Origin of the sequence: Tigheibacillus halophilus, from assembly GCF_042683165.1 — a bacterium.
GTDB lineage: Bacteria > Bacillota > Bacilli > Bacillales > Amphibacillaceae > Tigheibacillus > Tigheibacillus halophilus.
On sequence record NZ_JBHUIZ010000012.1, the window covers coordinates 298,605 to 325,568 of the forward strand.

The 26,964-nt window shown below is 43.8% G+C and carries 24 protein-coding genes and 2 other annotated features; of the genes, 10 read left to right on the forward strand and 14 right to left on the reverse strand.

Annotated elements, in window-relative coordinates:
- Nucleotides 1-42: 42 nt before the first annotated feature.
- Together ACFSMW_RS12620 and ggt are read right to left on the reverse strand one after the other, a co-directional pair.
- On the reverse strand, nucleotides 43-1,203 hold the full coding sequence (locus ACFSMW_RS12620; RefSeq protein WP_390356128.1) for an oxalate decarboxylase family bicupin: 1,161 nt from the start codon (nucleotides 1,201-1,203) through the stop codon (nucleotides 43-45).
- A gap of 45 nt (nucleotides 1,204-1,248) precedes the next feature.
- Nucleotides 1,249-2,904: a gamma-glutamyltransferase gene (ggt, locus tag ACFSMW_RS12625; RefSeq protein WP_390356130.1), complete on the reverse strand. Its 1,656-nt coding sequence runs from the start codon at nucleotides 2,902-2,904 to the stop codon at nucleotides 1,249-1,251.
- A gap of 218 nt (nucleotides 2,905-3,122) precedes the next feature.
- Here ggt and ACFSMW_RS12630 point away from each other — a divergent pair, with 218 nt between their 5' ends.
- Entirely contained in the window at nucleotides 3,123-4,790 is a 1,668-nt protein-coding gene (locus tag ACFSMW_RS12630) for an AraC family transcriptional regulator (protein WP_390356133.1), read from the forward strand.
- Between the two features lie 33 nt (nucleotides 4,791-4,823).
- A complete protein-coding gene (locus tag ACFSMW_RS12635) occupies nucleotides 4,824-5,642 on the forward strand; it encodes an alpha/beta hydrolase (protein WP_390356135.1) in 819 nt (272 codons plus the stop codon).
- 43 nt (nucleotides 5,643-5,685) lie between these two features.
- On the opposite strand, the gene ACFSMW_RS12640 is transcribed toward ACFSMW_RS12635, so the two are convergent.
- The 8 genes from ACFSMW_RS12640 to trpD form a co-directional block, all read right to left on the reverse strand.
- Entirely contained in the window at nucleotides 5,686-6,708 is a 1,023-nt protein-coding gene (locus ACFSMW_RS12640; protein WP_390356137.1) for a FecCD family ABC transporter permease, read from the reverse strand.
- Nucleotides 6,701-7,711 (reverse strand): FecCD family ABC transporter permease, encoded by a 1,011-nt coding sequence (locus ACFSMW_RS12645; protein WP_390356139.1) that lies wholly within the window; start codon nucleotides 7,709-7,711, stop codon nucleotides 6,701-6,703. The genes ACFSMW_RS12640 and ACFSMW_RS12645 overlap by 8 nt, the downstream gene beginning before the upstream one ends.
- Nucleotides 7,712-7,726: 15 nt before the next feature.
- Entirely contained in the window at nucleotides 7,727-8,704 is a 978-nt protein-coding gene (locus ACFSMW_RS12650; protein WP_390356141.1) for an ABC transporter substrate-binding protein, read from the reverse strand.
- Between the two features lie 327 nt (nucleotides 8,705-9,031).
- Nucleotides 9,032-9,802, reverse strand: coding sequence for a tryptophan synthase subunit alpha (gene trpA / locus ACFSMW_RS12655; protein WP_390356142.1), 771 nt, complete (start codon nucleotides 9,800-9,802; stop codon nucleotides 9,032-9,034).
- Nucleotides 9,802-11,004, reverse strand: coding sequence for a tryptophan synthase subunit beta (trpB, locus tag ACFSMW_RS12660; RefSeq protein WP_390356440.1), 1,203 nt, complete (start codon nucleotides 11,002-11,004; stop codon nucleotides 9,802-9,804). The genes trpA and trpB overlap by 1 nt, the downstream gene beginning before the upstream one ends.
- Nucleotides 10,985-11,617 (reverse strand): phosphoribosylanthranilate isomerase, encoded by a 633-nt coding sequence (locus ACFSMW_RS12665; protein ID WP_390356144.1) that lies wholly within the window; start codon nucleotides 11,615-11,617, stop codon nucleotides 10,985-10,987. The genes trpB and ACFSMW_RS12665 overlap by 20 nt, the downstream gene beginning before the upstream one ends.
- On the reverse strand, nucleotides 11,607-12,410 hold the full coding sequence (trpC, locus tag ACFSMW_RS12670; protein ID WP_390356146.1) for an indole-3-glycerol phosphate synthase TrpC: 804 nt from the start codon (nucleotides 12,408-12,410) through the stop codon (nucleotides 11,607-11,609). The genes ACFSMW_RS12665 and trpC overlap by 11 nt, the downstream gene beginning before the upstream one ends.
- A 9-nt stretch (nucleotides 12,411-12,419) precedes the next feature.
- The gene (gene trpD, locus ACFSMW_RS12675; protein WP_390356148.1) at nucleotides 12,420-14,882 is read right to left on the reverse strand and encodes an anthranilate phosphoribosyltransferase; all 2,463 of its coding nucleotides are present in this window, start codon (nucleotides 14,880-14,882) and stop codon (nucleotides 12,420-12,422) included.
- Between the two features lie 56 nt (nucleotides 14,883-14,938).
- Nucleotides 14,939-15,207 (reverse strand) — a binding site (T-box leader).
- A 62-nt stretch (nucleotides 15,208-15,269) separates the two neighbouring features.
- Nucleotides 15,270-15,524: a binding site (T-box leader), on the reverse strand.
- Between the two features lie 161 nt (nucleotides 15,525-15,685).
- Here trpD and ACFSMW_RS12680 point away from each other — a divergent pair.
- Together ACFSMW_RS12680 and ddlA are read left to right on the forward strand one after the other, a co-directional pair.
- Entirely contained in the window at nucleotides 15,686-16,207 is a 522-nt protein-coding gene (locus ACFSMW_RS12680) for a DinB family protein (protein WP_390356150.1), read from the forward strand.
- 193 nt (nucleotides 16,208-16,400) lie between these two features.
- Nucleotides 16,401-17,504 (forward strand): D-alanine--D-alanine ligase, encoded by a 1,104-nt coding sequence (gene ddlA / locus ACFSMW_RS12685; RefSeq protein WP_390356152.1) that lies wholly within the window; start codon nucleotides 16,401-16,403, stop codon nucleotides 17,502-17,504.
- Between the two features lie 209 nt (nucleotides 17,505-17,713).
- Here ddlA and ACFSMW_RS12690 read toward each other — a convergent pair whose 3' ends face one another.
- Entirely contained in the window at nucleotides 17,714-18,274 is a 561-nt protein-coding gene (locus ACFSMW_RS12690; protein WP_390356154.1) for a nitroreductase family protein, read from the reverse strand.
- 241 nt (nucleotides 18,275-18,515) lie between these two features.
- Between ACFSMW_RS12690 and ACFSMW_RS12695 the strand changes: the two genes are divergently transcribed.
- The 3 genes from ACFSMW_RS12695 to ACFSMW_RS12705 all read left to right on the forward strand — a co-directional run bounded on the left by ACFSMW_RS12695 (nucleotide 18,516) and on the right by ACFSMW_RS12705 (nucleotide 20,314).
- Nucleotides 18,516-18,974 (forward strand): nucleoside deaminase, encoded by a 459-nt coding sequence (locus tag ACFSMW_RS12695; RefSeq protein ID WP_390356156.1) that lies wholly within the window; start codon nucleotides 18,516-18,518, stop codon nucleotides 18,972-18,974.
- Between the two features lie 167 nt (nucleotides 18,975-19,141).
- Entirely contained in the window at nucleotides 19,142-19,594 is a 453-nt protein-coding gene (locus ACFSMW_RS12700; protein WP_390356157.1) for a DUF2269 family protein, read from the forward strand.
- Nucleotides 19,595-19,774: 180 nt separating this feature from the next.
- Nucleotides 19,775-20,314, forward strand: coding sequence for an HD domain-containing protein (locus ACFSMW_RS12705; RefSeq protein WP_390356159.1), 540 nt, complete (start codon nucleotides 19,775-19,777; stop codon nucleotides 20,312-20,314).
- Between the two features lie 54 nt (nucleotides 20,315-20,368).
- On the opposite strand, the gene ACFSMW_RS12710 is transcribed toward ACFSMW_RS12705, so the two are convergent.
- Nucleotides 20,369-21,415, reverse strand: a complete 1,047-nt coding sequence (locus tag ACFSMW_RS12710) for a D-alanyl-D-alanine carboxypeptidase family protein (RefSeq protein WP_390356161.1) — start codon at nucleotides 21,413-21,415, stop codon at nucleotides 20,369-20,371.
- Between the two features lie 158 nt (nucleotides 21,416-21,573).
- Nucleotides 21,574-22,803, reverse strand: coding sequence for a peptidase T (gene pepT / locus ACFSMW_RS12715; protein ID WP_390356163.1), 1,230 nt, complete (start codon nucleotides 22,801-22,803; stop codon nucleotides 21,574-21,576).
- Nucleotides 22,804-22,980: 177 nt separating this feature from the next.
- Here pepT and ACFSMW_RS12720 point away from each other — a divergent pair, with 177 nt between their 5' ends.
- Both ACFSMW_RS12720 and ACFSMW_RS12725 read left to right on the forward strand, forming a co-directional pair.
- Nucleotides 22,981-23,814: a sulfurtransferase gene (locus tag ACFSMW_RS12720; protein ID WP_390356165.1), complete on the forward strand. Its 834-nt coding sequence runs from the start codon at nucleotides 22,981-22,983 to the stop codon at nucleotides 23,812-23,814.
- Nucleotides 23,814-24,380 carry a DNA-3-methyladenine glycosylase I gene (locus tag ACFSMW_RS12725; protein ID WP_390356167.1) on the forward strand — a complete coding sequence of 189 codons (567 nt, stop codon included), beginning with the start codon at nucleotides 23,814-23,816 and terminating at the stop codon, nucleotides 24,378-24,380. The genes ACFSMW_RS12720 and ACFSMW_RS12725 overlap by 1 nt, the downstream gene beginning before the upstream one ends.
- Before the next feature lie 55 nt (nucleotides 24,381-24,435).
- On the opposite strand, the gene ACFSMW_RS12730 is transcribed toward ACFSMW_RS12725, so the two are convergent.
- Nucleotides 24,436-26,217 (reverse strand): methyl-accepting chemotaxis protein, encoded by a 1,782-nt coding sequence (locus ACFSMW_RS12730; RefSeq protein ID WP_390356169.1) that lies wholly within the window; start codon nucleotides 26,215-26,217, stop codon nucleotides 24,436-24,438.
- A 209-nt stretch (nucleotides 26,218-26,426) separates the two neighbouring features.
- On the opposite strand from ACFSMW_RS12730, the gene ACFSMW_RS12735 reads away from it, so the two are divergent.
- On the forward strand, nucleotides 26,427-26,939 hold the full coding sequence (locus ACFSMW_RS12735) for a hypothetical protein (RefSeq protein WP_390356171.1): 513 nt from the start codon (nucleotides 26,427-26,429) through the stop codon (nucleotides 26,937-26,939).
- Nucleotides 26,940-26,964: the final 25 nt, after the last annotated feature.

Here is a 26,964-nt window from a genome sequence, read left to right on the forward strand (position 1 = left end):
CTGGTCTCTGGATAGAAACCAGGCTTAGCATACATCGTGTTCTTAATTAAATTTCACATTCGGTCGCTTATCCGGATGTAATGCCTCATGGATGAACTTGTCGTCAACATGCAGGTGCTCCTTCAAAAGTTCCGGAGGGGTCTGTGACATCCACTGGTTAAGGGAAACATCCGCAAAATGGTCGCTCCGGAACATTTCCAGAAATACGAGCGGTTCATCACCGGTGTTTTGAATATAGTGACCCATAGCAAAGGGAACGTAGCCCACATCTCCTTCCATATAGTCGAATGTTCTTGCATGCCCCTCTGCAGCAAAAACAGTCATTCTGCCTTTTCCGGAAATATAGTATTGCCATTCAGCTTCGTTTGGGTGCCAATGCAGCTCACGCATGCCGCCAGGCTCTACTTCAACCAAAGCCGCAGCTACTGTAGTAGCTGCTTTGAAATTGGTCGAATCAGCTATACGCACTTTCCCACCGTTCGTTTCCATTGGTGTTTGTTCCAACAGACGATAACTGAATGGGTTAGGCACATTACCGTTCATATTTGCGGGCTTTTCCTGCGCGATTGGGCCAGGAACTTTCCCTTGGAACATATATTGTTCTCCTGATGGAATGTTCTCAAAGGTATCTTCACTCACTCCGAAATTGGCTGCTAACACATCTTTTGGTGTATGTGCAAACCAATCGGTAATGGAGAATGTGCTGTTTTCTGAAAAAGAGCCATCATCAAAGACAAGGAGAAATTCGCATCCTTCATCCAGACCGACAATAGAATGCGGGATGCCAGATGGGAAATTCCATAAGTCACCTTTGCCAACATCATCGATAAACACTTTGCCATCAACATCAATCGCTGTGATTCGTGCACGTCCGGAGATCATATACGCCCATTCGGCTTCTTTATGCCAATGCAGCTCTCGAATTCCACCTGGCTTCAGGCGCATGTTCACTGCTGCAAGAGTTGTTGCCTCCGGCAGTTCGCGTTTCGTCACTTCACGAGACCAACCCCCATGTTCCAGTCTCATTCTGGCATCGGAAAAAGAGAATTTCAGATTTGGGATGGTACCTGAGTCAGTTGGTGTTCCGCCGAATAAATTTGGATTTTGCTTGTCTCTTTCGATATTGCGCGGCCCCTCATCGGTCGCACCTTTGTCCCCCAAGATTGGCTGTGGTATGTCTTCTGTTGATTTATTGTGCGTCAATTGAATCGTCCTTTCTGATTAATATTCCAGTATTTCAGCTGATTTTTAATAGCCTGTAGCCAGTCCGCCTGCACGTGGGTCGGCTGCGGCTTCGATGCGGTTATTCAAGATGTGGATTGCCTGAGCATGTCCGACCAAATCACTGAACGCATCGATCAGTTCGACATTAACGTGTCCCAGGTTTTCCAAATCTTTCACCATGTCTTCCGGGAATCGACCTTCCAGGCGCAAGCCGCGATGCTGCTCGCCCCATGTCCTGCCAAGCAGCCATCGTGGCGCATCAATTGCTTCTTGAATCGCGTAGCCTTGATCCAGCACTCTGGCAATGATAGCTGCCTGTGTCTGTGGTTCACCTTCACCGCCCATAGCTCCGACAATCATTTCCGGCCCCGTGTCATTGAGGACCATGGAACAGGTCAGTGTGTGGGCCGGCCTCTTTTCTGGCATCAGTCTATCCGCTGATTTTGAATCAAGTGAGAAGAACGCACCGCGGTTTTGCAGAAGCAGTCCGGTATCTCCGGCCACAAGTCCTGACCCCCATTCCCAATACAAGCTTTGGATCACGGCGACAGCGTTTCCATCTTCATCAACTGCACAACTGAAGGTGGTGTCCCCTCTTTGACCGAAGCCCTGCTCCGGAGGACCAATGGATGGGTCGATAATTTTTTTCGCCCGCTCAGCTAAGTATGCTTTATCAAGCAATTGACTTGTAGGAACGTCATTGAAATTGGGATCGTCTAAATATTCATTGCGGTCTCTGAAAGCTAAAGCAGTCGCACGAGTGAAAATATCGATAAATGCAGCACTATTATCACTGCTTTCACTGACGTCGAAATGCTCAAGCATCCCCAAAATCGCTAATGTTGCCATACCTTCAGAGTTAGGCGGTGGTGCGATGACTGTTTTGCCGCGATAATCCATTGTCAGTGGTTTGACCCATTCAGATTGGTGTGCCGCGAAGTCTGCTTCGGAGAGAATACCGTTGTTATCGGCTAAAAATTCACATATTTTTTTTGCTATGCTACCCTTATAAAAAGCGTCCCGTCCTTGTTCGGATATCTTTTCAAGCGTTTTTGCAAGGGACCTATTCTTCATGATATCTCCGGGGAGATAAGGTGCCACTTTGTCTTTCAAGAAAGTAAATGCAGTAGTATCATGAGAGCGTAAAAGCCCAAGTGACTGCTCTGAAAATTTCGCCAGTGACGGGCTTACAGGGAAGCCTTCTCTGGCAAAGTTGATTGCTGGTTTCAGGCACTCAGAAAATGCTAGTCTTCCGAACCGTTTGCTTGCTTGGCACCAGCCATCAACGGCCCCAGGCACAGTGATTGCAGATTTTGGACCGCGTTCATCGATTTTTTCTTGATTTTTATAATCATCCATGCTGACGTGTTTAGAAGAATGCCCGCTTGCGTTCAGTGCGAAGGTTTGCTTTGTTTTAGCATCGTAAATAAGCCAAAACGCATCCCCTCCAGCACCTGTCATATGAGGGAATACCACTCCCAAAGTAGCATTGACTGCGACCATCGCGTCGATTGCGTTTCCGCCTTTTTTGAGGATATCGTATCCGGCCATGGAGGCCAGATTATTCGGCGAAGCAACCGCAGCTTTCTTCGCCACAAATGGTTGGCCGTAGCGAGGGTCTTCTGTTTTATTGCTCTGTTTAGTCCCCTTTAGTGGATGTGTTTCTGTTTGATCAGCCATATTGACCTCCTCCCTATAGGAGGGATACCCGTGTAATAAGTTATTAAACTTTGTGAAAAAATCTGTACACTGTCAAAGGAAAAGCTGGTAGTTGTTATGAAACCTTTGTTCAGCGTGTTTGACACAGTTTTGCATGTATGGACAAGTGACAATTCTCATAGTAAGATAATAAATGATAATGATTCTCATTGTTGATTATCGCTTAGAGGTGGTCTTGTATGAATCCAGCATGCCCGGTGAATGAATGGCTGACGGAAAATATTTTTATCAAACTTGATACTGTCGATTATTTATCCCATTCTGATATACATAGATTTAAACACCAATTTTTACAGTCATATGCCCTTATTCTTGCAACAAAGGGGCGGGTTTTATTAGAAGCGGATGAAACTGAGATGGAGCTGCATGGCTGTGAAGGATATGCGTGCAGTCCTGGAACGACGCTAGGCATTTGTGAAAGCAGCGAGCATTTCGAGGGCTATATCTTTTTTCTGAAAATATATGAAGAGCGAAAGGACAATCAAGCGATTTTGCAATCGGATATGCTGCTATTTTCCGGTGTTTGGAAGCTGCAAGAGAACCTGGATGCAGCTTCTGTCTGTAAAAAAATTTTTCAGACTTGGCATGATGCCTCTGGAACAGAACGCTTTCGCTGTCAAATGGATTTTCTGAATCTTTTATTATCAATGATTCACAGTCAGGAACAAGATGGCATGAAATCCTGCCTGTCCATAGAAGAAGTGAAGCAATTTATCGGCAAGCATTATATGCATCATATAACCGTCAATCAACTGGCAGATTTGACAAGACTCAGTTGTAAATATTTTGCTGAAGTATTTAAAAAAAGATATGGCAAAACAGTGATGGAATATGTGACTGAACTTCGTTTACAAGAGGCAAAACGGCTAATGAACCAGGGGAATTTGAAAATCAAGGAGATTGCCCACGAGATAGGGTATAAGGATGAATTTTATTTTAGCCGTAAATTTAGGAAAGAGACTGGTATGACACCAACGAATTACATGAAAAACGTCAAACAAAAAGTAGTGGCATATACCTCAAATATTATTGGCCATCTTATTCCATTGCAGGTAATACCGTATGCTGCACCGATGCATCCTAAATGGACGTCCTATTATTATCATCATTATCGCAGGGAAATCCCTTTACCTTTAAGCGCCTACCGTATCAATGAGGAATGGGAAACAAATATGATGCGTGTTATGCAAGAATCTGTAGATATCATTATCACATCTGCGGCAATCCAACCAAAAGAACAAACTTTACTGGAGAAAACAGCATCCGTGATATATGTTCCGCAGCAAATAAATAGCTGGCGGAATCAATTCCTATATATAGCTAATAAACTGGATAAAAATGAGCTGGCCCATAAATGGTTACAGACATATGAACAAAAGGCCGCCAGTATAAATGCCGCTCTCTGCAAACAGTTTATGAACAAAACCACTGCAGTGCTTAGAATGGTCAATGACTCATTATATATCGAGACAGGCAATCAGTTGTTTTCTTTTCTGTTTGAGGATTTACACTCGTTCGTTCCGCACAGTTTATCTTTGGAAAAACTGCATCAGCCTATCACGATTGATTCATTGAGCCAGCTGCAAATCGACTGTATCTTTATGCTTGTCCGCCAGGATGATGAAACACGAAAGAATTGGGATATGTTGCAAAGGACAGAGCAGTGGCAACAACTTCCGGCGGTTAGAACCGGTAATGTGATGCTGGTTTCTTCCGATCCTTGGCTTGAAAATTCAGCACATGCCTATCTTCGTAAATTGGATTCAGTAGCTAAGCTTTTCAGTAATACGTCCAGTCAATTTCGGTCGATGCTCCATGTTTTTGATGGTGGATTTTCGGTACACTGAAACGGATGAATGAAAGGGAGCGGATAAAAACCGATGGAAAATGCGAAACCATTTCATATTCCAAATGCGATGCAATGGACAATGGAGAATAATCAAGGTGAACCTTATCGGATGATGATGTGGGTACCGGATACCGAAGCCCCGCCCAACGGATTTCCGGTATATTATTTATTAGATGCAAATGCGATATTCGCTACAGTGACTGAAACGATACGTGTGCAATCAAGCGGCCCCCGAAAACTCGAACCGGCTGTGGTTGTAGGGATTGGTTATGATTCGGACAAACCAATTGTTACGGAAAGAAGATTCAAAGATTATACGTTGCCGGCAAGCCCCGAAGAACTGCGGAAAAGAAAGAACGGTATGGCCTGGCCTGAGAATGGCGGTATTGAGGAATTTCTAGATTTCATTGAAGGAAAGGTGAAGCCTGAAGTTGCACGGCTTACTTCCATCAACCGCTATCGTCAGGCAATTTTTGGTCATTCACTAGGTGGTTTTTTGGTGCTTTATACATTATTTACCAGAAGTGAAATGTTCCAATACTATGCAGCTGGAAGCCCTTCTGTATGGTGGAAAAATCATATCATCTATACCTATCTGGATACATATATGTCTGAGCGCGCAGCTGTGCAAAACAATGCACGGCAGGGCAGCACCAGATTATTCATTGGCGTCGGCAGTGAGGAACCAGAGGGAATGGTGGGTGGGGCGGAGTATGTTTATCAAAAATTGCAGAATGGGGTTGGGACCAATCTCCAGACGAGATTTGCCCATTATCAAGATGAAAGCCATATATCTATGTTGCTGCCATTCTTATCACAAGTGATCCGTGATTTTCGAAATGGTGGATGATAGGCAGGAAGTCTTTGGCATACCAAGACATCCTGCCGTGGTTTCAAACTTTTGCTTTGAACAATAAGTAGACAAAATACGGAACACCAATAATGGCAACGATAATCCCTGCTGGGATTTCCGCGGGCTGTACAATAGTTTTTGCTAATAAATCGGCAAAGACGACTAGAATCATTCCGATTACTCCGCTTAACGGCAAAATATACCTGTGCTTGGAACCAACCAGACGACGGGCGATATGCGGAGAGATGAGCCCGACAAAACTGATTGTTCCTGAAACGGATACACATGCTGCAACTAACCCAACACTTGATAATAAAAGGACGATCTTTTGTTTCTCTGTTTGAACCCCAAGTCCCTTCACGCTCTCTTCCTGTAATTGAAAAACATCCAGTACATGTGCTTTATAGATAATCACTGGCAGGAAGAAGACAAACCAGGGCAGCATGGCCACGAGATAGTACCAATTGGCATGCCAGATGGATCCGGTGACCCACACAGTCGCTAAATCGAAATCAGAAGAGGACATCTTCAATGATAGAAAAAGGGACACAGAGCTAAGCCCTGTACTGATTGCAATGCCAATCAACAGCAGCCGCTGGGGATCCAATCTTCCACGTTCCCATGACAGGATGAAGATGAGCAGGGAGGCCAATGTACCTCCAATAAAGCCGAATATAGGCATAGAAAACGTTGCAAGCAAGCTATCCGTCTGCAGATTTCCAAGAAAGAAATACATGAAAACGACAATTGCCAAGCCGGCTCCCGCATTGATTCCAATAATACTGGGATCTGCAAGGCCATTTTTAGAAACGGATTGAATAACTGTTCCCGCAACGGCTAACCCAAGCCCTACCAAAGCCCCAACAATGATACGGGGCAAACGGAATTCCAAAATGACGAGATCCAGTTCCGGCTGCGGGTCAATACGAAACAGGGTTTGCCAAACTTCTGTAAAAGACATGGCGTACGTACCAGTAACCAGGCTGGTATAGGATAATATGGCGCAGACGATCATGCCTAGTCCAAAGAGAACTGCAAATCTTGTCTTTTCCAGTTTAAACATGTGCTTTCCCCCCATTTCGCTTGATTAAATAAATGAAGAAGGGAACGCCGATAAAGGAAGTAACAACGCTGATTGGTGTTTCAAATGGGCTGTTCAGGAAGCGGCTGACCAAATCGGCAGATAGCAGAAAGATGCCCCCCAAAAGGCCAGCGGATGGTATGATCCAACGATAATCATTCCCAATCAGATAACGGGTCATATGCGGTACGAGCAGACCAACGAATGCGACTTTGCCAGCCATCGCTACGGAAATACCTGTTAATATCGCAACGGTAAGAATGGTCAGCCATTTGATCCGTGTGACTTTTTCCCCAAGCCCGATAGCCACTTGGTCACCTAAAGAAAGCACAGTGATCGATTTGGATAAATAGATTGCCAGGCTAAGACCGGCCAAAGCAAATGGAATGATCAGCTTTATCATGGAAGGATCCAGTTGGTGCAGTCTGGCATTATACCAGAAACTGATATTTTGGGATGTTTTGAAGTAAATGGCAAACGCCGATGCCAGGCTGCTTAGGAATGTCCCGACGATGGTTCCCAGTATGGCCAAACGGACTGGCGATAAACCATGCGGCAGGATGGAACCAAGCCCGAACACTACTCCCACTCCAAAAGCTGAGCCGGCCAAGGAGAAGAAAATAAGCTCTACTGTGTTTATACCTGGAAAAAACACCATAGCTAGCGTGATGAAAAATACAGACCCATCGGAAACCCCCATAATGGAAGGGGATGCAAGATAGTTTCTTGTCATCCCCTGCATCAAAGCACCTGATATTGCCAGAAAGGCACCGATCAAGCATGTGCCAATTGTTCTGGGAAGGCGTGAATGCATCAGTATCTGGTGATCTGGGTTACTTGCATCGAAATGTATGAAAGCCTCTTTGATCGTTTCAAGAGAGATATCCTTTGCACCGAACATAATGGACAGCATGCCGACTGTGATAAAGGCAAAAGGTGCAAGAATCCATATCCATTTCGTCGTTTTTTTTAATTGGGTTTGCATCTTTCAACACCTACATTAATCTGCTAATTTATCTGAAACAGCTTTTAAGAATTCGGTCCTGCTGTATAGCGGTCCGCCCTCTAGAATCGGATCAATCGTATTCACAAATACTTTATCATGTTGGACAGCCTTCAAGCTCTGCCAAATTGGATTTTTCTCTAAATCTTTCAGTGCATTTTTATCATCTGCATTAGACGATGCTTCGAATTGAACAAACATATAGTCCGGGTCGATTTCCGATAGTTTTTCAAGCGGAAGCATTTCTTGGGCTTTTGCTGCTTTTACTTCATCCGGCGCTTGGTAACCTAAATCTTCGTACAAACTCGCATTCAAGAATACATTTTCCGGATAGATGAAGATATCACCATTTCGGATACGAATGGAAAGCACATTCTTGTCCTTGACTGAACTGCCTAATTTCTCTTTCGTATCTTCTAATTGTTTCTCGTATGACTGAAGTGCTTTTTTAGCGACGTCTTCTTTTCCAGTCAGCTCGGCCAGCACGTTCAAGTTATCTTTCCAATCATCGGAGATATGGGAAATTGGTATGACCGGTGCGAGCTTCTCTACTTTTTCCGTTGTTTCCTCAGGGAATTTCGTACTCATTAAAATGACATCTGGTTTTAATTGCAAAATTGCTTCTAAATTTGGCTCCGTTTTTTCCCCGATTGGTTTGGCGTCACTTAAAATAGTGGATGCGAACAGTTTTGGAAATTCACCGCCGGTTGTACTTGCTCCAACAGGTTTTACATCAAGCACCATCGAATCTTCCATCGCCTCAATCGCTCCGACGATCACAATCCTATTCACGTTTTGAGGGACTTTATATTCCTTGCCCAAATGTTTGATGACTCTTTCTCCATCAGAGGATACTGATGTTTTTTGCTGATTTTCTTCTTTTTCATTCTTCGTGCTTCCTTTCTCGCCTGCCCCGCAGGCAGCAAGTATAACGAGAAATATGATTGCCAGTGTGGCAATGGTATATCTTTTCATGGAGAGATCCCCTTCCTATTCTAATTGATAATCTTTATCAATTACAGTATAGCGGCAAAAGAATCACCAGGACATGGACAATTGGCTGATATTATACTGGACGAAAGGAAGCATATTAGGTAGGAAGGGTTGTTTTGCAGGGGAACGGATAGTAATAAAACCAGCAAATTGTACCAATTTGCTGGTTTATCATAGGCTTAGGAAGTATACAAACGAACCCGTCAGTGCCATTTTCAGAGCCAGCCATCCAGCTCTGAGTCAGCCTGCTTGGCTTGACGCAGTTTGTCCGCTGCCAAACTGGGGGTTGTATTTTTTTCTGGCAATACGCTATTGTAAGGCAATCAGCTTCCGGATATCATCTAAACGTTGCTGTTGAAACAATTCAATAATCTTACTGCCGATCACGACACCATCTCCATAGCTCGCAAATTCTTGGGCGCGGGCGGGGGAAGAGATGCCAAATCCTGCTAAAACAGGCACAGTGCTTTGGGTTTTCAACTGTTGCAAATAGACGCCAACATCGTTTGCATGTGCATCCCTGCCGCCAGTGGTCCCATTGACGGTGACAGCATAAAGGAAGCCTTCTGATTTATCGGCAAGCATGGTGATACGCTCCTCGGGACTAGTCAACGCTACAAGGCGGATAAGAGCGATGTTTGAATCGGCAAGTGAATCAGAAACCAGATTTTCTTCTTCTAACGGCAAGTCCGGAACAATAATACCATCCACCCCGGAAGAAGAACATTTTTTGGCAAAGCAATCCACACCCATTGCTAAAATCGGATTGAGATAAGTCATCAATATGATGGGAAGAGGGGCTGGATGTTGAAAAGATGATAACTGCGCTAATATGGCGGACAGACTTGCACCTTCGTTTAAAGCCCGAATCCCCGCCTGCTGTATCGTAGGGCCATCGGCGACAGGATCTGAAAATGGTATTCCCAATTCCACTGCGGTAGCACCACAATCCTTTAAAAATTGCAATCTTTCTTCCAGTATGGACAGACCGCCATCGCCGGCCATGATATATGGCACACATATCTTATGGCCAGCCTGTAATGTGTCTTGCAGTACTGTCTCTAAATTTGTTTTCCCCATTATTTCTCCCCCTCTAAATATGTTTTGACAGAAGCGACATCTTTATCTCCCCGGCCGGATAAGCAGATGACTATGGATTCGTCTTGATGCATTTCTTTTGCCAGCTTGCATGCATATGCTACTGCGTGGGCACTTTCGAGCGCAGGGATGATGCCTTCTGCTTGTGAGAGTATACGAAATGCGTCAAGTGCTTCTTTATCTGTGATCGACGTATAGGTGACGCGCTTGCTATCATGAAGATGGCTATGCTCTGGCCCGACACCTGGATAATCAAGACCAGCCGAAATGGATACGGCTTCCTGAATCTGCCCATGTCGATCTTGCAGCAAGTGGGTCATCGTACCATGAAGCACGCCGACAGAGCCACCGGTCAATGCAGCAGCATGATGTCCGCTTTCAATGCTTTCTCCTCCTGCTTCCACGCCATACAGCCTTACATCTGTATCTTCAATAAATGGATGAAACATACCAATTGCATTGCTGCCGCCGCCTACACATGCTATGACAGCATCAGGCAGTTTGTTTTGCTGCTTTAGGAATTGTCTTCTCGTTTCCTTACCGATGACAGACTGGAAGTCACGGACAATTTTTGGAAAAGGATGCGGCCCGACAACAGAGCCTAGAATGTAATGGGTGTCGTCTATATGGCTGGTCCAGTATCTTAACGCTTCGTTTACAGCATCCTTCAATGTCCCGCCTCCTTGAGCGACTCCGGCAACTTTTGCGCCGAGCAGTTCCATACGAAATACATTCAGCTCCTGCCGCTTCATATCTTCTTCTCCCATGAAAATGATACAGTCCAGTCCGAACAAGGCGCAAACTGTAGCGGTAGCTACGCCATGCTGGCCGGCGCCGGTTTCGGCAACGATTTTTTTCTTGCCCATTCTCATCGCCAGCATGGCCTGCCCAATCGTGTTATTGATTTTGTGGGCACCTGTATGATTCAAATCTTCTCTTTTTAAATAGATTTCAGGTCCACCAAGCTGTTTGGAGAGATTTTTAGCATGATAAAGGGGCGTTTCCCGACCGACGTAATGGTCTAAGTAGCCCTGCAGCTCTTTGGTGAAATTTACGTCGTGGATAGCTTCCTGATAGGCTTTCTCCAAATCTATCAGAGCGGGCATCAATAATTCTGGAACAAATCTTCCGCCAAATTTCCCATATCTCCCAGCCGTGTCTGGCTCACTGTACTTCGTTTTCATTTCTGTCATGTTTTTTCATCCTTTCCATTTTGGCCTTCATTATAAATCGTTGTATCTTATTGCTGTCTTTTTCCCCAAATGTCTCCACGCCGCTTGATACATCAACTCCGAACGGGCGGACAAGACGGATTGCTCTTTGTACATTTTCCGGGGTCAGTCCCCCAGCAAGAAAGAAGGGGGGAAGTTCCTGATGAAAGGTTTTGAATTGCCGCCAGTCAAATGCTTCTCCTGTTCCACCGCCACTTGGATGGTCGAGCAGTATATAGTCGCAAGGATACTGCTTAATCTCTGCCAGCTTGTCAGCATCAGCCGAAAAAGCTTTGATCACAGGAAAAGATAGCTGGGCAGCTACGTCCGGTGATTCATTTCCATGCAGTTGGATATAATCGAGACCAGCCAGTGCTGCCATGCTTTCCATATGACTAATGGATTCATTGACGAACACACCAACGCTTTTGACATGTTCCGGTATGGTGTCGATAATCACACGTGCCTTTTCCGGGGCGATGTACCGTTTACTGTCCGCGAAGATGAAGCCAAGCAGGTCTGCTCCTTGCTGTATGGCGGTCTGTGCTGCTTCCAGTGTTTGGATGCCGCATATTTTAACGAACATGCTCCGTCCCCTCCGCTTTCAAAGCGATTTGGAAATCTGCAAAAGTTGCTGCAAGATTTTTTGCACGGACAAAGGATTCTCCAACCAGTATGGCATTAGCACCGTAACCTGCAACGGCTTTCGCGTGATCGGCTGTCCGGATGCCGCTTTCGCTGATAATGACAGATGCCTTGCCCTTGATATGAGGAAGGATTTTTTCAGTGACAGCAAGGTCGACACGAAAATGATGCAGATTGCGGTTATTAATTCCGATAATAGGTGCCCGCTGCTGTAGCACGATATCCAGTTCTTCCAGCTGATGTACTTCGCAAAGTACCTCCAGACCCTGTGTTTTCGCATATTGATAAAGCGTAGTGAACTGGTCTTTTGACAGGGCTGCGGCAATAAGAAGGATAATATTGGCTCCATTTGCTTTGGCATAATCGATTTGGATCGGGTCGATAATGAAATCCTTACATAAAATCGGTAAATCCACAGCAGCGCGAATTGCCCGCAAGTCTTGCATCGATCCTTTGAAAAAAACTTGATCTGTCAAAACAGAGATGGCACCGGCACCGAAGGCTTCATACTTTTTGGCCTGTGTAACCGGATCAAGTTCTAGGTTGAGTGCCCCTTTAGAGGGGGAAGCTCGCTTGATTTCAGCAATGATATTCAGATGGCTGGAGCCTGTGAATGTATCTATGATCCGCGGGATTTGCCTATCGTTCATATGAACCGTCGTCTTCATTGGCTGTTGTTTCAGCGCGGCCACTTCTTTTCTCTTTTCCGCAAGTATTTCTTTTAAAATAGTCATCTTGTCACCTCATGAAATAGATTGATATCGATTCTTGCAGTCAATTAAAAATTGCAGTTTTTCCATCGCTGCGCCACTGGCGATGCTATCTTTTGCCAGCTGGATGCCTTCTTTGAAGGAAGTTGCTTTACCATTGGCAAACAGTGCGATTCCGGCATTGAAAACTACTGTATCAAGACAGGGACCAGGATTGCCATGCAGTACATCCAGCAGAATCCGGGCATTTTGCCTGGCACTGCCGCCTTTGATTTGTTCGTTTTCATATACAGGCAGGCCCACTTCATGTGGATGAAGCGTAAAAGAGTGTACCTTGCCATTTTCCAGCAGGCAAAGATGGTTTGTTCCCGCAAGAGAAGCCTCATCCATATGACCCGCCCCATTGATGACGATGGCTCGTTTTCTGCCCAATTTTTGCAGCGTTTCCGCCATCATTTCCAACATATCCCGACGGTATATCCCCATCAATTGGGTGGATAAATGCATCGGGTTGGTCAAAGGCCCCATAAGATTGAAAATCGTCGGAATACCGAGCTCTTTTCTCACCCTGGTGATTTGTCCAAGCTTTTGATGGACATGGGGTGCATACAAAAAAGCGATATTATTTTTCTCCAGTATTTCTTCAGTCTGTCCCGCTGCTAAATCCAATGGAACGCCTAACTCCTCCAATACGTCTGCACTGCCGGTTTTACTGGAAATGCTCCGATTGCCATGTTTGGCGACTTTCACACCGGAACCCGCCAACACGAATGCGGCTGCAGTGCTGATATTGAAGCTTTGGGATTGATCTCCGCCGGTTCCGCAATTATCCATCATGTTGCTTGATAAGATATTTGGTTGGCTGGCATGTTCCCGGATAGCTTCTGCCATTCCCGCAATTTCTTCAGGTGTTTCACCCTTCTTGCCAAGAGCAATCATGAAGGCGGCAATTTGGCTGTCGGAAACACTTCCCGCAAAGATATTGGATATAGCCTCATTCATTTCATGTTGTGCCATATCTTGGTTAGCCAATAATTTTTCCAGACAGCTTTTCATGTTTTGTTTCCTTTCTATAGGCAGATTGTAACCTTTCTTTGGAACAGCGGTGCCGCCCCCGGCAGAAATGAGCGACTTGGCTTTATGCATTGTCTCCTCATATTCTTTTTCAGGCACGGACTGGGCAACAATGCCTGCGCCCGCCTGTAAATATGCGGTTTCACCCTTAATGGTCAGCATTCGGATGGCGAGGGCAAAATTGATATCATGATTGAAATTGATATAGCCGACCCCACCGCCATAAACCCCGCGTTTATTGTTTTCCAATTCGCTGATGATTCGCATCGCTTTTGTCTTCGGTGCTCCTGACACAGTTCCGGCTGGCAAACAGGCAAGCAATGCATCAATGCTTGAGCTGTCATCCCGCAGTGTAGCAGTAACATCGGAAACGATGTGCATAACGTGTTCGTATTTTTCGATATACAGATGTCTTGGTACTTGGATGCTTGCGGACTTGCATACCTTTGCCAAATCTTGCTTGCAACGTTCGATCAGCATCTCGTGCTCTGCCAATTCCTTCGGATCAGCCAGCAATGCTGTTTCCAATCGTTTGTCGTCATCCGAATCAGAACCACGAGGATACGTTCCTGCAATTGGGTTGGTGAGTACTCGGTTTCCTGACGTTTGCAGCAAGCTTTCAGGTGAAGCTCCCAGCAGCAGGTATTCTTCAAAGTCCACGTAAAACATGTAAGGTGATGGATTGGAGGCTCTCAATTTCATATAAAAAAGGAATGGGTCTCCTGGAAATGCTGCCTTCATACGCTGTGATAAAACAACCTGGGAAATATCTTGTGCCTTCATTTGTTCCTGTGCCGTCGCTACCTTGGATACAAATGATTGTTTGGACATTTCTGCAATGAAATGAATATCCGCTGCGTATACCGGTACAGAGATTTCATCCGCCGCCTTTAATGCCTCATGCAATCCGGCTACACGTCTGTGTAATACGTGGTCATTCTCATCGTCTGTCCGGACCGCCAGCAGGTAAATGCAATTTTCACTGTGATCAAAGACAATCAAGTCCCGATAGAAAAGTAAATGTACATCCGGCATATGCAAGTCATCTGGCAATTCCTCATCAAGGCCGAGCACATATCTGCCGTTGTCATAGCCGATATATCCCAGTGCCCCGCCAAAAAAAGGAAAGGGGAGATCAATATGCTTTTTCGGTAAAATATGTTTCAATATTTCCAGCGGATGGCTATTGTAAGTCTTACTTGTTTCTGCCATATGGTTGACCAGTGTAGAAGTGGCCATATTGCCTTTCAATTCCTGATAGGGATTCGCACATATGAAAGAAAAACGCCGTCCGTCTTCAGATAAGCATTCCATGACGGCTTTTTTGGAACCTGGCAAAGCAAGAAAAGCTTGAGCAACTGTACAAGTACGTTCTATTTTTTGAATTTGGAAGGGGGGTTTCAATTCGTTTCGGTCTGTCATTTCCATTCCTCCATTTTTAAAAGTAAAAAACGCCCTCTGCAGCGATATCCATCACTGCAGAGGGCGTCAATTGCGCGGTGCCACCTCTTTTGAAAAGAAAGTCCTTTTCATCTTTTCGGATACGAGGGCTGGAAAGGGCTAACCCACCATTACCTGATATCCTATCCGAATAACGCCGGAAGACGTGTTTTCCTACTATGCGTTTTGCGCGTTCAGAAAACCTTTCACAAGTCCATTCAGCAAGTACCAATATGCCGGATTTCACCTCCCCGGCTCTCTGTAACATTGGAAATGCATGCCTACTCCTCTTGATCGACAATTTGTTTTATTCATTTTTTTAGCAGTCAGCTTGTTTTAAAGAATACAAAAAGGGCGTTCTCATCCTGTAAAAAGGACGAGAACCCCCGTGGTGCCACCTTTGTTAGCGAAAAAATCCGCTCACTTTCCGGATACAAAGGACAATGCCTTTATATCTGTCTCTTGTAACGTAGAGACCTGTAACGCCAAAGCCTACTGCACTGTTACATGGTTCGGTTTGGGGCTCGGAAGTCCATTCATCAATGAAAAACACACTGATTCACACCAGCCATCAGCTCTCTTTTGTGTTTTGTCATGATTACTCCTCTTCGTCAAAGCCTGCGTAATCAAGTTATTGTTTGCAATTATGAGACATCAAAAATGAAATGTCAAGGGTTTTTACAAAAAAATAAAAATTTCTCCATCTTGCCAAGGCTGTGTTATTTCGTCTGTGTATTGTATGCTAAGATGAGAGAGATGACTGTTGGATACAGGAGGCGATCGGAATGGAGAATAAAATAACAAAATTGGAAGGTTACTCTCCACAAATCAGCAATCTGGTGTCAATGATGAATTATGTGAGAAAAACGACGTTGGAAACTGTTGCAGGATTATCTGTAGCGAATCTGGACTTTCTGCCCAGCGGGGATGGAAACAGCATCGGGGCTCTGTTGGCGCATATAGCCGCCGTAGAAAGGTTTTTCCAAATACAGACCTTTGAAGAGAGACATCCGCATAAAAGCGAAATCGCCACGTTGACTCCCGCACTTGGACTAGGTGAGCTGGGCAGAGATGAAATCAGGGGCAGACAGCTTAGTGAATATTTACAGACGATGGCGTCAACCAGGGAAAATACATTGCAAGAGCTGAAAAAACGTGATGATGAGTGGCTTTTTCGTGAGGCTGCCTGGGGGACGGATCTTTCTAATAACTATTTTCTTTGGTTTCATGTTTTTGAGGATGAAATCAACCATCGGGGCCAAATGCGCATCATCCGTAAAATGATGAAAGATGATCGTGAAGAATGAAACTTGGAATATAGTTTTCTCTGTAAAATCCTGTTACAAACAAACAGATTTATGCTATTTTATTGTTAGGTAAATTTTTGCCGTTTCCATGATAAAGAAAGCACAAAAATTGGTGTTTCGCCTAGAATAGTATAATGGCAGCTGCAGTCCTACGGTATCTGAACGGCGGCGAGAAAACGAGAGGAAGTTATCCATGAAAAAAGTGAAAGTCGGCATTATTTTTGGCGGTAAATCCGCCGAACACGAAGTATCCTTGCAATCTGCGAAAAATATAGTGGATGCCATTGATAAAGATAAATACGAAGTGACATTGATTGGGATTGATAAGCAAGGCAGATGGCATCTTAATGACCAAACATCCTACTTACTTAACGCTGAAAACCCGAAACTGATCCAGCTGAATAAGTCCAATGACAATGTGGCGATCGTACCAGGATCTGGCAGCAGCCAAATGATACATGCGTCAAATGGGGCAGTACTTGATCAATTGGACGTTGTTTTTCCAATTGTACACGGCACGCTTGGGGAAGATGGCAGTCTGCAGGGCATGTTGCGGTTGGCGAATGTACCGTTTGTCGGACCAAGCGTTCTCAGTTCTTCCATTTGTATGGATAAAGATATAGCAAAGCGCCTGTTGCAAGGAGCAGGTATCCATGTGGCAAAAGGGCTTGTTTATACGACTGCGAATAAACAAGATGCTGCCTATGAGCAGGCTGTCGAAGAACTTGGAACACCGATGTTCATCAAGCCCGCCAATCAAGGATCATCTGTCGGCGTCAGCAAGGTGAGTACCAAAGAAGAGTTTGATAAAGCCTTGGATGTTGCATTTGACTATGACCATAAGGTGGTGGTAGAAGAGGCCATCATTGGAAGAGAAATTGAATGTGCTGTTTTAGGCAATGAAGAACCAAAAGCTTCTCTTCCTGGGGAAATATTGCCACAAACTGCATTTTATTCCTATGAATCCAAATATATTGATGAAAAGGGCGCTGAACTGGCTATTCCAGCTGAATTGCCGGAAGAGACAGTCAAACAAGTACAGGCAGCAGCCATCGCCGCATTTCAAACCCTGCAATGTGAAGGCTTGGCCAGAGTCGATTTCTTCCTGACCGAAGATGGGAAAATTTATGTCAATGAAGTGAATACATTACCTGGTTTCACTAAAATCAGTATGTATCCGAAATTATGGGAGATCAGCGGCGTTCCCTATTCCGAATTGATCAGTGAATTGCTGGATTTGGCTATCGCTCGGCACGAAAAAGATAATCAGCTGAAAAGCACTGTGTGGGATGATTGATCATCCCGCAGTGATAGAGAGGACCCATTAATCGTTCCCCTTTGGAGGTATATCTACCAGAGGGGATTTTTTAATGGCTTTATCAGCCAGGAACAAGGAAATTTCGAAGGCGGAGATAAAGACGAAGCAGAATGGGAAACATGTATCTCAAAAGGCTATTCCATATCTATACAAAAAATCGAATTGCTCTTGCAGCAATTCGATGGATATCAGCCTTCGTAACGGGCGAATTTTTCTATAACCGGGGTCCGGTCTTTGATAATCGGTTTTTTATTAAAAAAGCCGAGATGCAGAAAACCGACAATTTTTTCATTTTCTGATACATCAAGTAAGTTTTCGACACGCTCATCATAGATATGCGGATTGGTTTTCCACACAACCCCAAGCTGCTTTTCCCAAGCGAGAAGCCAGAAATTTTGAATCATGCTGGCTGTGGCGCCAAAGTTCTCATCATACTGTTTTTCATTTTCCCCTTTCTCCATGATGACAACGAGGAGTGCGTTCGGTTCATTCAAATATTCTTCCCGATTTTGCTGTCTTTCCTCTGGGTATGTAGCAGCAACTTTTTTCGCAAAATCAGCCTTCTTCTCCGGGCTGACAAAAACAAATCGCCATGGCTGGCGCAGTTGATGCGTCGGAGCCCAAATGGCATCCTCCAGCAGTTCCAGAACGACTTCTTCGGTAACCGGTTTATCAGTATAATGCTTTTTTACTGCACGGCGTTCGCGGATGATCTGCGCCAAGGCAGTACGGTTTTTCACTTCTTCCATATGATAACCTCCTATTTTATACCTGCATTGCTTCAAACAGTGGAAATAATTGATAATAATTCTCAATTGAATTGTAAGAGATTTTCACCGAAAATGCAATGAATATCATGAAAATCTGGATTTCTATAGGCCTGCATGCTATCATTCGAAATAATATCGTGATAATTTCTTATTTCAAGTTCCGAATAAGTTTCACGAAAAACGGGTAAAGGGAAACAACAAATGATGACGGAGGTATTCGATGGATCAATTTATGAAACGAGCTTTGGGACTAGCTTCTAAAAATGTGAAAGAAGGCGGGCGGCCTTTTGGTGCAGTGCTCGTGAAAGATGGGGAAGTACTGGCTGAGGGGGTCAATGAACTCCACCATAAATACGATGTTAGCGCCCATGCGGAAATGAACGCTATCCGAGAAGCGCAGGAAAAGCTGCAAACGAGGGACCTTAGTGGAAGCGTCATGTATTGCAGCGGGGAACCATGTTCTATGTGTTTGACAGCGATGTTTTTCGTGGGGATCGAAAAAGGGTATTATGCATCCTCGATCGAAGAAACTGCAGGTGTAGGGCTGACTGATTCTGCCATGTTATACGAAGATTTGAAAAAACCTCGCGAAGAGAGACAGGTTCGGCTGGTACACATAGCATTGGACGATGATGCAGAAAATCCGATGGAACAATGGAGACAGAATCAAAAATCTTAAAGATGCAAAATTGCATCTAAAGCAGCAGTGCTTAACAAAGACAGGAAGAAGGATGTTCCTGCTGGTATGCAAATAAAGAGGAAGTAATTGTGCGCTATATCACAACCACCAGGAATAAATAGTGTATGATGAGGATGACATTATATAGATGCAGAGGTGTCATCGTCATGTTATATAAGTTCTTATTAATGGTCCATATATTTTCTGCCATTCTTGGTATGGGTCCCGGCTTTGTCATGATGCACGTTTTAAAAAAGGCGAAGACGATGTCTGAATTAAGGCATGCTTATCAGATTCGTAATCAACTGCATATTTTTGTGATGATTGGCGGAACATTGTTGATTGTCACTGGCTTATTAATGGGTTGGATACACCCTTATCTTTTCAGAACAGGCTGGTATATGCTTAGTCTGACATTGTTTTTGATTGCTTTAGGGTTCGGTCCTGTCATTTTATCACCACGTTCCAAGCCTATTAAAAAGTTTCTCCATGAATATGCTGCCGGGGAAGAAATACCAGACTTATATTATAGTATGGCTGACAGGCTGTTTTTGGCAGAGCGTGTAGAAAATGCCATATTCCTGGTTGTGATAGCATTGATGATTTTGAAGCCGTTTTAAAAAATACAGGCTATGAAAAAAGGAAAGTATGATTGCTTTCCTTTTTGAATACTTCCAGCCACATTTTGCTGTCAGTCCTATTCTTTCAGAAAAGTTTACTGATGGGAAATGAATGCTATTGCATCCTGGCGAAGAAAGTGGTATATTCGTAAACAATATCAAAAAGGGGGAGTGAATCATATGCGTCCAGTTACGTTGGAAACAGTATTTTCTCATCCGGTGACGCAAAAATATTTGCGCCGTTCGGGCATCGCACATGCAGTCGCTGTTGCGGAATATGCATACATTTTCGCAAAACGCTATGACATTGACCCAGACTTGGCTACGAAAGCTGCACTGTTGCATGATGTTGGTCATTACACATGGTACCGCGATGGGAAATGGGATTTTGACCTGTATAAAGAAAATGATATTCACGCCATCAAGGGAGCGGAGCGTGCGCATAAACTTTTGATACGCGTAGGCGAAAATCGCCATGCGGCAAAAGAAATTGCTGTAGCTATTCTGCTGCACACGGATTCCTATCTTCCCAGCGGCGAGCTGGAATTAAGACCATTGCAGAAAGTGGTTGCACTCGCAGACGAGGCCGATGAAGAGAAAGATGGCAATCATCATTATAAACAAATAGATGACACAGTCGCATTGGAACGGGTCCGCGCGATTGACAGACTGATTGATCAATCGGAGGAAGCACTTCGGACCAATGTAAACATGATGTGACCATACGGATAAAAAAAGAAAGACCCTGCCTTCACGGACAGGATCTATACATAGCTATTTTTTCAGCGATTGCAAGTATTCTTCCAATGTACTATTATTTTTCGTAATTTGCTTAGCCGCTTTTTTTCCAACATAGCGTACATGCCACGCTTCATATTCATACTTTGTGATATCTTCCTTGCTTTTTGGATATCGGATGATAAAACCGTATTCATCGCAATGTTCCGCCAGCCATTTTCCCTCTTTTGTATTAGCAAAATTTTCATTGATATCAAATTGAATATCAGGACTGGTTACATCCATTGCCAGACCAGTTTGGTGTTCGCTTTGGCCGGGGCGGGCGCTATATTTATTTGCGGCTGCTTTTCCATCTTTTTCCGCATATGCGGAAAATAAAGATTCCTGTCTTTCATAGGAACGGTAGCCGGATTGTCCATACAGATTCACACCGTCTTTTTTGGCAGCTGCAAACATTTTTTCCAGGGCTTTTGCCGCAGGTTTCCGTACCTGTTTTTTCGGCAAATCTTCTGTAAAAGGAAAAGGTATATCAGGTGTCACTAAGTCTTTGGGAACAAAGTCGCTCGGTAATGCATGATTTTTGTTGACCAGAGATAAAATCTCATATGGGTTGCTGATAACTACGCCATGTTCATCCTTTTGCGGCTTATCCATATGAGGCAGGACTTTACCTGGATCAATTTGCAGTTTCCCGGTAAGTGCTTTATGGAGAAATGATTCTGTTTCATTGTCATACATGCCTGTGATGTCCAATTTTTTTTGCTGCAATTGAAAATCAGTGATAGCCCAGGTAGTATCTGTGTCAAAGATATCCGTTTTTTTGATTGGATAACCGATTTTCTTCAGTACTTGCTGCAAATCTGCCACCTTTTCTCCTTTATCTCCCTTTTGTAACGAAGCTTCCGGGAGAGTCGTTTGTTTGTTAGGGGAAGCGGTCTGCTTAGTTTGCTGATCTGCTTGTTTATTTGTAGAGTTTCCATCATCATTTTGATTGTTTTGGCCACTGCTGGTACTGCTGCAGGCTGATAATGCCAGTGTTGCTGTCAGGAGTACTGCAGGTACAGTCTTTTTAAAAGAAATCATAAGAATTATCCTCTCTTTTTAACATTTCCTGTCGGTTCATTTTCGCATAGGTGGAGGAGGCTTGGCAATTGATAGAATAAAAACAGACTTATTTTGAAATATAGAAAATAAGTCTGTTCAAGGAATTTCCTCTTATGGGTTTCATAAAGTATGGCCAATTACTTGCTTGCGAACAACCTGCTGATTTCTACAATGACCTGTACTGCTTTTTCCATGTTATCTACAGATACATACTCAAATTTCCCGTGGAAATTCTCGCCTGCTGCAAAAATATTCGGTGTCGGCAATCCCATGTAAGAGATTTGGGAACCATCTGTGCCACCGCGGATCGGTTCGATAATCGGTTTGATATCCAAGTTTTTCATCGCCTCACTGGCGATATCCACAATTTCCATGACTGGCTTGATTTTGTCGGCCATATTATAGTATTGATCTTTCAATTCCAATACAACGTTATTGACACCATATTCTTCCTGCATATCGCTAACGAATTTTTCCATGGTTTTTTTACGTTCGGCGAATTTTTCCTTGTCATGATCACGGATGATATAGTACACCTTTGTCGTTTCCACATCACCGTTAATCGAAATCAAATGATAGAATCCTTCATAGCCTTCCGTTTGTTCCGGAGATTCTTTTTCGGGAAATTTTGCGATAAAGGCAGCAGCCATTTTACCGGCGTTGACCATTTTGTTTTTCGCGGTTCCTGGGTGAACGCTGTTTCCTTTGAAAGTGATTTTTGCTGCTGCTGCATTGAAGCTTTCATATTGCAACTCACCTAGAGGGCCGCCGTCCATGGTATAGGCATAATCGGCACCAAAACGCTCGACATCGAATTTATGCGGTCCGCGCCCGATTTCTTCGTCTGGCGTGAAAGCAATGCGAATTCGTCCATGTTTGATTTCAGGATGCTTAATCAAATAATCCATCGCTGTAACAATTTCAGCGACACCTGCTTTGTCATCGGCGCCTAGCAATGTAGTTCCGTCAGTCGTGATAAGTGTATGGCCTTTGTAGCCAGGTAATTCAGGGAAATCTTTAGCTGCGAGCACGATGCCGAGCTCTTTATTTAAAGTGATGTCTTCCCCGTTAAAGTTTTCAATAATTTGCGGATTGACGTTTTCACCTGTGAAATCCGTCGCGGTATCAACGTGAGCTAAAAAGCCGATGGTTGGCACATCTTTGTCAATGTTGGCGGGCAATGTCGCCATCAGATAGCCATTTTCATCTGTGGATACATCCGCCATGCCGATATCTTTCAATTCCTCTTCCAACACACGAAGCAAATCCCATTGTCCCGGCGTGGAGGGAGTGGATTGGCTATCCTCGTTGGATTGTGTATCTATTTTTGCATATGTAGTGAAGCGTTGAATGATTTCTTCTTTCATATCTTTCAACTCCTTATATAATTTAATCTTAGTTTATCATATTCTGCTGAAAACATGTTCACGCGGTGGTATTGGCGCCTAAAAATTTTTTTGAAACCAGTGTGCTTTTGAAATAACAGATTGTATGGCAAAATGATATATAGATAGAAAATTGCAGGAATGGATGGAGGGTATGAAATGTCATATTTAATCAGTGTAACACGGCTGAAAAGAAGAGAACTGGAAAATACCGTGATTGTAGATGTCCGTTTTGATTTACAAGATGACGAAGCAGGGAGAAAGGCTTATATCAATGGTCATATCCCTAATGCGGTTTATTTGGATTTGAATCAGGATTTATCTGCTAAAAAAGAAAAGCACGGCGGCAGTCATCCTTTGCCGGATATGAATTTGCTGGCTGCAAAATTGGGCAAAATAGGTATAGACCAAGATACGACGGTTGTTATCTATGATGCTGGAAATGATATGTTTGCACCGCGGGCATGGTGGCTATTGCACCATTTAGGCCATGAGAAGACATATGTACTGGATGGCGGGTTGGCAAGATGGGTTGAGGAAGGCAATGAATTGACAACACAAATCACGCAATCTATGCCTAAAGATTTCAAGCCGCAGTTTCGATGTGATGAAACCGTAGATATTGATCGATTGAAAGAAAAGCTGGAGAAAAACAAAGCGATCCTGATTGATTCACGATCGAAGGAACGTTATTTAGGTAATGAAGAACCATTATATAAAAAAGCTGGCCATATTCCAGGAGCAAAGCACTATTTCTGGAAGGATGTTCTTGATACAAACGGTAAGTGGAAGACGAAAGAAGAGCTATTGGAGCATTTTCAAGCATTACCAAAGCAAGAAGAAATTATTGTTTCTTGCGGATCAGGTGTCTCAGCATGTCCGAATATCCTTGCATTGAAGTCGGCGGGATTTGAGAATGTCAAGCTGTACCCTGGCAGCTACAGTGACTGGATTTCCTATGATGACAATCCGATTGCCAAAGGAGAAGCATAATGGCTGCTAAATCACGCTGCGATTGGGCGAATGGGCAGGATGAAGTATATCAGGTTTACCACGATGTTGAATGGGGCAGGCCAACGCACGACGATCGGGAATTGTTTGAGATGCTTTGTCTGGAAGGGGCGCAGGCAGGTTTGAGTTGGATTACCATTCTGCGTCGAAGGGAAAATTATCGCCATGCATTTGAGGGATTCGATGCCGAAGAGATTGCTCTCTATGATGAAAAACAGGTGCAAATACTTAAACAGGATGCCGGTATCATCCGTAATGAACGGAAAATCCGTTCATTCATTCAAAATGCGAAGGCTTTTTTGCAGGTGCAAAAAGAGTTCGGGTCGTTTAACGATTATGTTTGGGGATTTGTCGGCGGCAAGACGATTTTCCATGACTTTTCCAGTCAAGAGGAGGTTCCAGCATACACGAAAGAAGCAGAAGTTATGAGCAAGGATTTGAAAAAAAGAGGTTTCTCTTTTGTCGGACCGACTATTTGTTATGCTTTCATGCAGGCTGCCGGCATGGTTAATGACCATACGAGAGATTGTTTTTTATACCATGGTTAACGTACAAATGGCAGGAACAGGAATGGCAAATAAAGCCATTCCTGTTGTTTGGGTGTTAAAGGCGGAAAACCTTTAGCTCGTCATTCAGATGCTTGGCAAGTTTGGCTAAGTCGTCAGCGCTCCCAGAGACTTCTTCCATAGAACTGGAAGTTTGCTGGGCGGATGCGGCAGTTTGCTCCACGCCTGCAGCTGACTCTTGTGATACAGCCGCGATATCCTCGATTAATGTATTCATTTCATTACTATCTTTGGCAATGGTATTCAGATTTTCTGAGATACCAAAGATTTTATTCGCCATATTCGAAACAGATTCATGGATGAGCTGAAAGCTGTTCCCGGTTTCTTCTATCTGTTTAGAACCTGTTTGAACCTCCCCGTAGCCTGTATGCAGGGAAGTGACAACTTGGTCAGTTTCTTGTTGAATATTTGTGACGATGGTGGTTATCTCTTCTACAGAGGCAGCTACTTGTTCGGAAAGCTTCCGCACTTCATCGGCGACCACTGCAAAACCTTTGCCATGTTCACCTGCTCTCGCTGCCTCAATAGCAGCGTTCAAAGAAAGCAGATTGGTCTGGCTGGCGATATCCTTGATGACGGAAATGAGCTTTGAAATTTCTGCTGACTGTTTATCAAGGCCCTGCACTTTGGTGACAGCATCCGATACAATCTGGTCAATCTCATCCATTTGTTTGATAGACTTCTTCATCAATTTGGACCCATTTCCCGTCAAGTCCAGGATACTATCCGAATGATGGACGATCTCCTTGCTGCTTTCTTCGGATTTACTTACGACGTGTACAAATTTCTGCATGCTTTCCGATAAACTGCTGGCACTTGCTGCCTGAGTTTCAGCACCGGAGGCAATTTGCTGCATGGTGGATGCCACTTGTTCATTTCCCGCCTTCACTTCATTTGCAGACTGGGTCAATTCTGAACTTCTGACTGATACCGTTTGAGATGCATCCGAAACCTTGAGCAGCATACCACGGACTCTATCTTGCATTTGATTGACAGCATTGGTCAGCTGGCCAATCTCATCCTTGCCACGATAAATATAGCGTTCTACATCAAAATGCCCCTTAGCTGTTTCTGCTGACATATGAATGACTTTTTTTAAGCTATTACCAATTTGGCGGCTGACAATCCACATCATGACAGAACCTAGTAAAATTGCAGCAGCTCCGGCAGCTAATAGAATAATGATGCTGGTATTCATTTTGTTATTGGCGCTTTTGGAGCTGGCGGCTTCTTCTGCTTTGGCGAGTCCGATCAATTGGTCAACAAGACGTACAGTGCTTTTTCGCAATTCAGATGACTGGTTTCTCGTAGACATCGCCATGTATTCCTGGTTTTGGTCCAATGCGGTTTGGATCTCATTGAAAAAGAGATCATTGATTTTGGTGTCGTTTTTAATAATGTGGTCCAATAACGCAAGCTGTGAATTGTCACTGATATCACTTTTTATATTTTTTGATAATTTATTGAAGTCTTGCTGATATTGTTTGAAAGCGTCTACATAACGGGTGCTCTTGGTCAAAAGGTAGTCAGCAATCTGGACGTCTTTCACTTGGATGATGGACGCAAGTTCTGACATGTCGCTGACAAGCTTGCTATGATTGTTCAATGCTTTAATGTTTTTTTGTCCCTGTTCCAGTTGGAAAAAGACAACGACAATTGCTGCAATAAATAATATAGCCGACAAGAAGAAGGCCGTTAAGTATTTCTGTCCGATACTGACATCTTTCCATTTCAAGATATTGACGGTTGCTTTTTCTTTCTTTGCTTGTTTCTTCTTTTTAGATGGAAGTTTTTTTATTTTTTCTTTTTTCGTTTTCATATTTGCCCCCTGCGTTTTCATATGACGACATTTTATAGGTCTTTCGACTCATCTGTTTTTAATATCGTCAAAAACAAGTAAATATTAAATCTTTTTCAGAAAAATTCTTCCAAATTTTGAAATTCCCTTGAAAAATCACTTGGCTGTCTAGTAGAATACGATACTGTATGTCTTTGAATATCATGAATTGTTTTTGGGGGATCGTGGGAATGAAATCGGTATTTGAAATAGAAGAAAACAGAACGGAAATCGAAGTGAAGGAAGAATTGGATCACCTCGAGATGCAGGTTTTCCGAATGCAGCATAATATTAAAGAAATTGCCAAGGAGGCAGAAGTGATCAGCATTGATCAAACGAAGCATGATCATTGGGTGGTTGTGTATTCGGATAAAAAAGAGGATACGTTCCAATTAATGCTCCATGATTGCCGCCATACTTACCGAGGAAGTTGGCATTCGGCTTTGCAGGCGGAGTACAAGGGAAGCAATACACTGCATATTGCGGCAATCAAGGGCGAGGAAGACAAAGGATATGGCTCGATTTTAATGCATCACTTGAAGGAAAAAGCGCGCCAGGAGAACATCCAATACATTACGGGCGACCTCGTGAAAAGGGATTATGACCATGTTGACAGATTGATGTATTTCTATGAGAAACATAGCTTTGATGTAACTGTCGATCATGATGAAAAATGCGGTGAAATTGTGTGGAATGATTGGTGACTGCCCATATCTAAAATGTTATGTA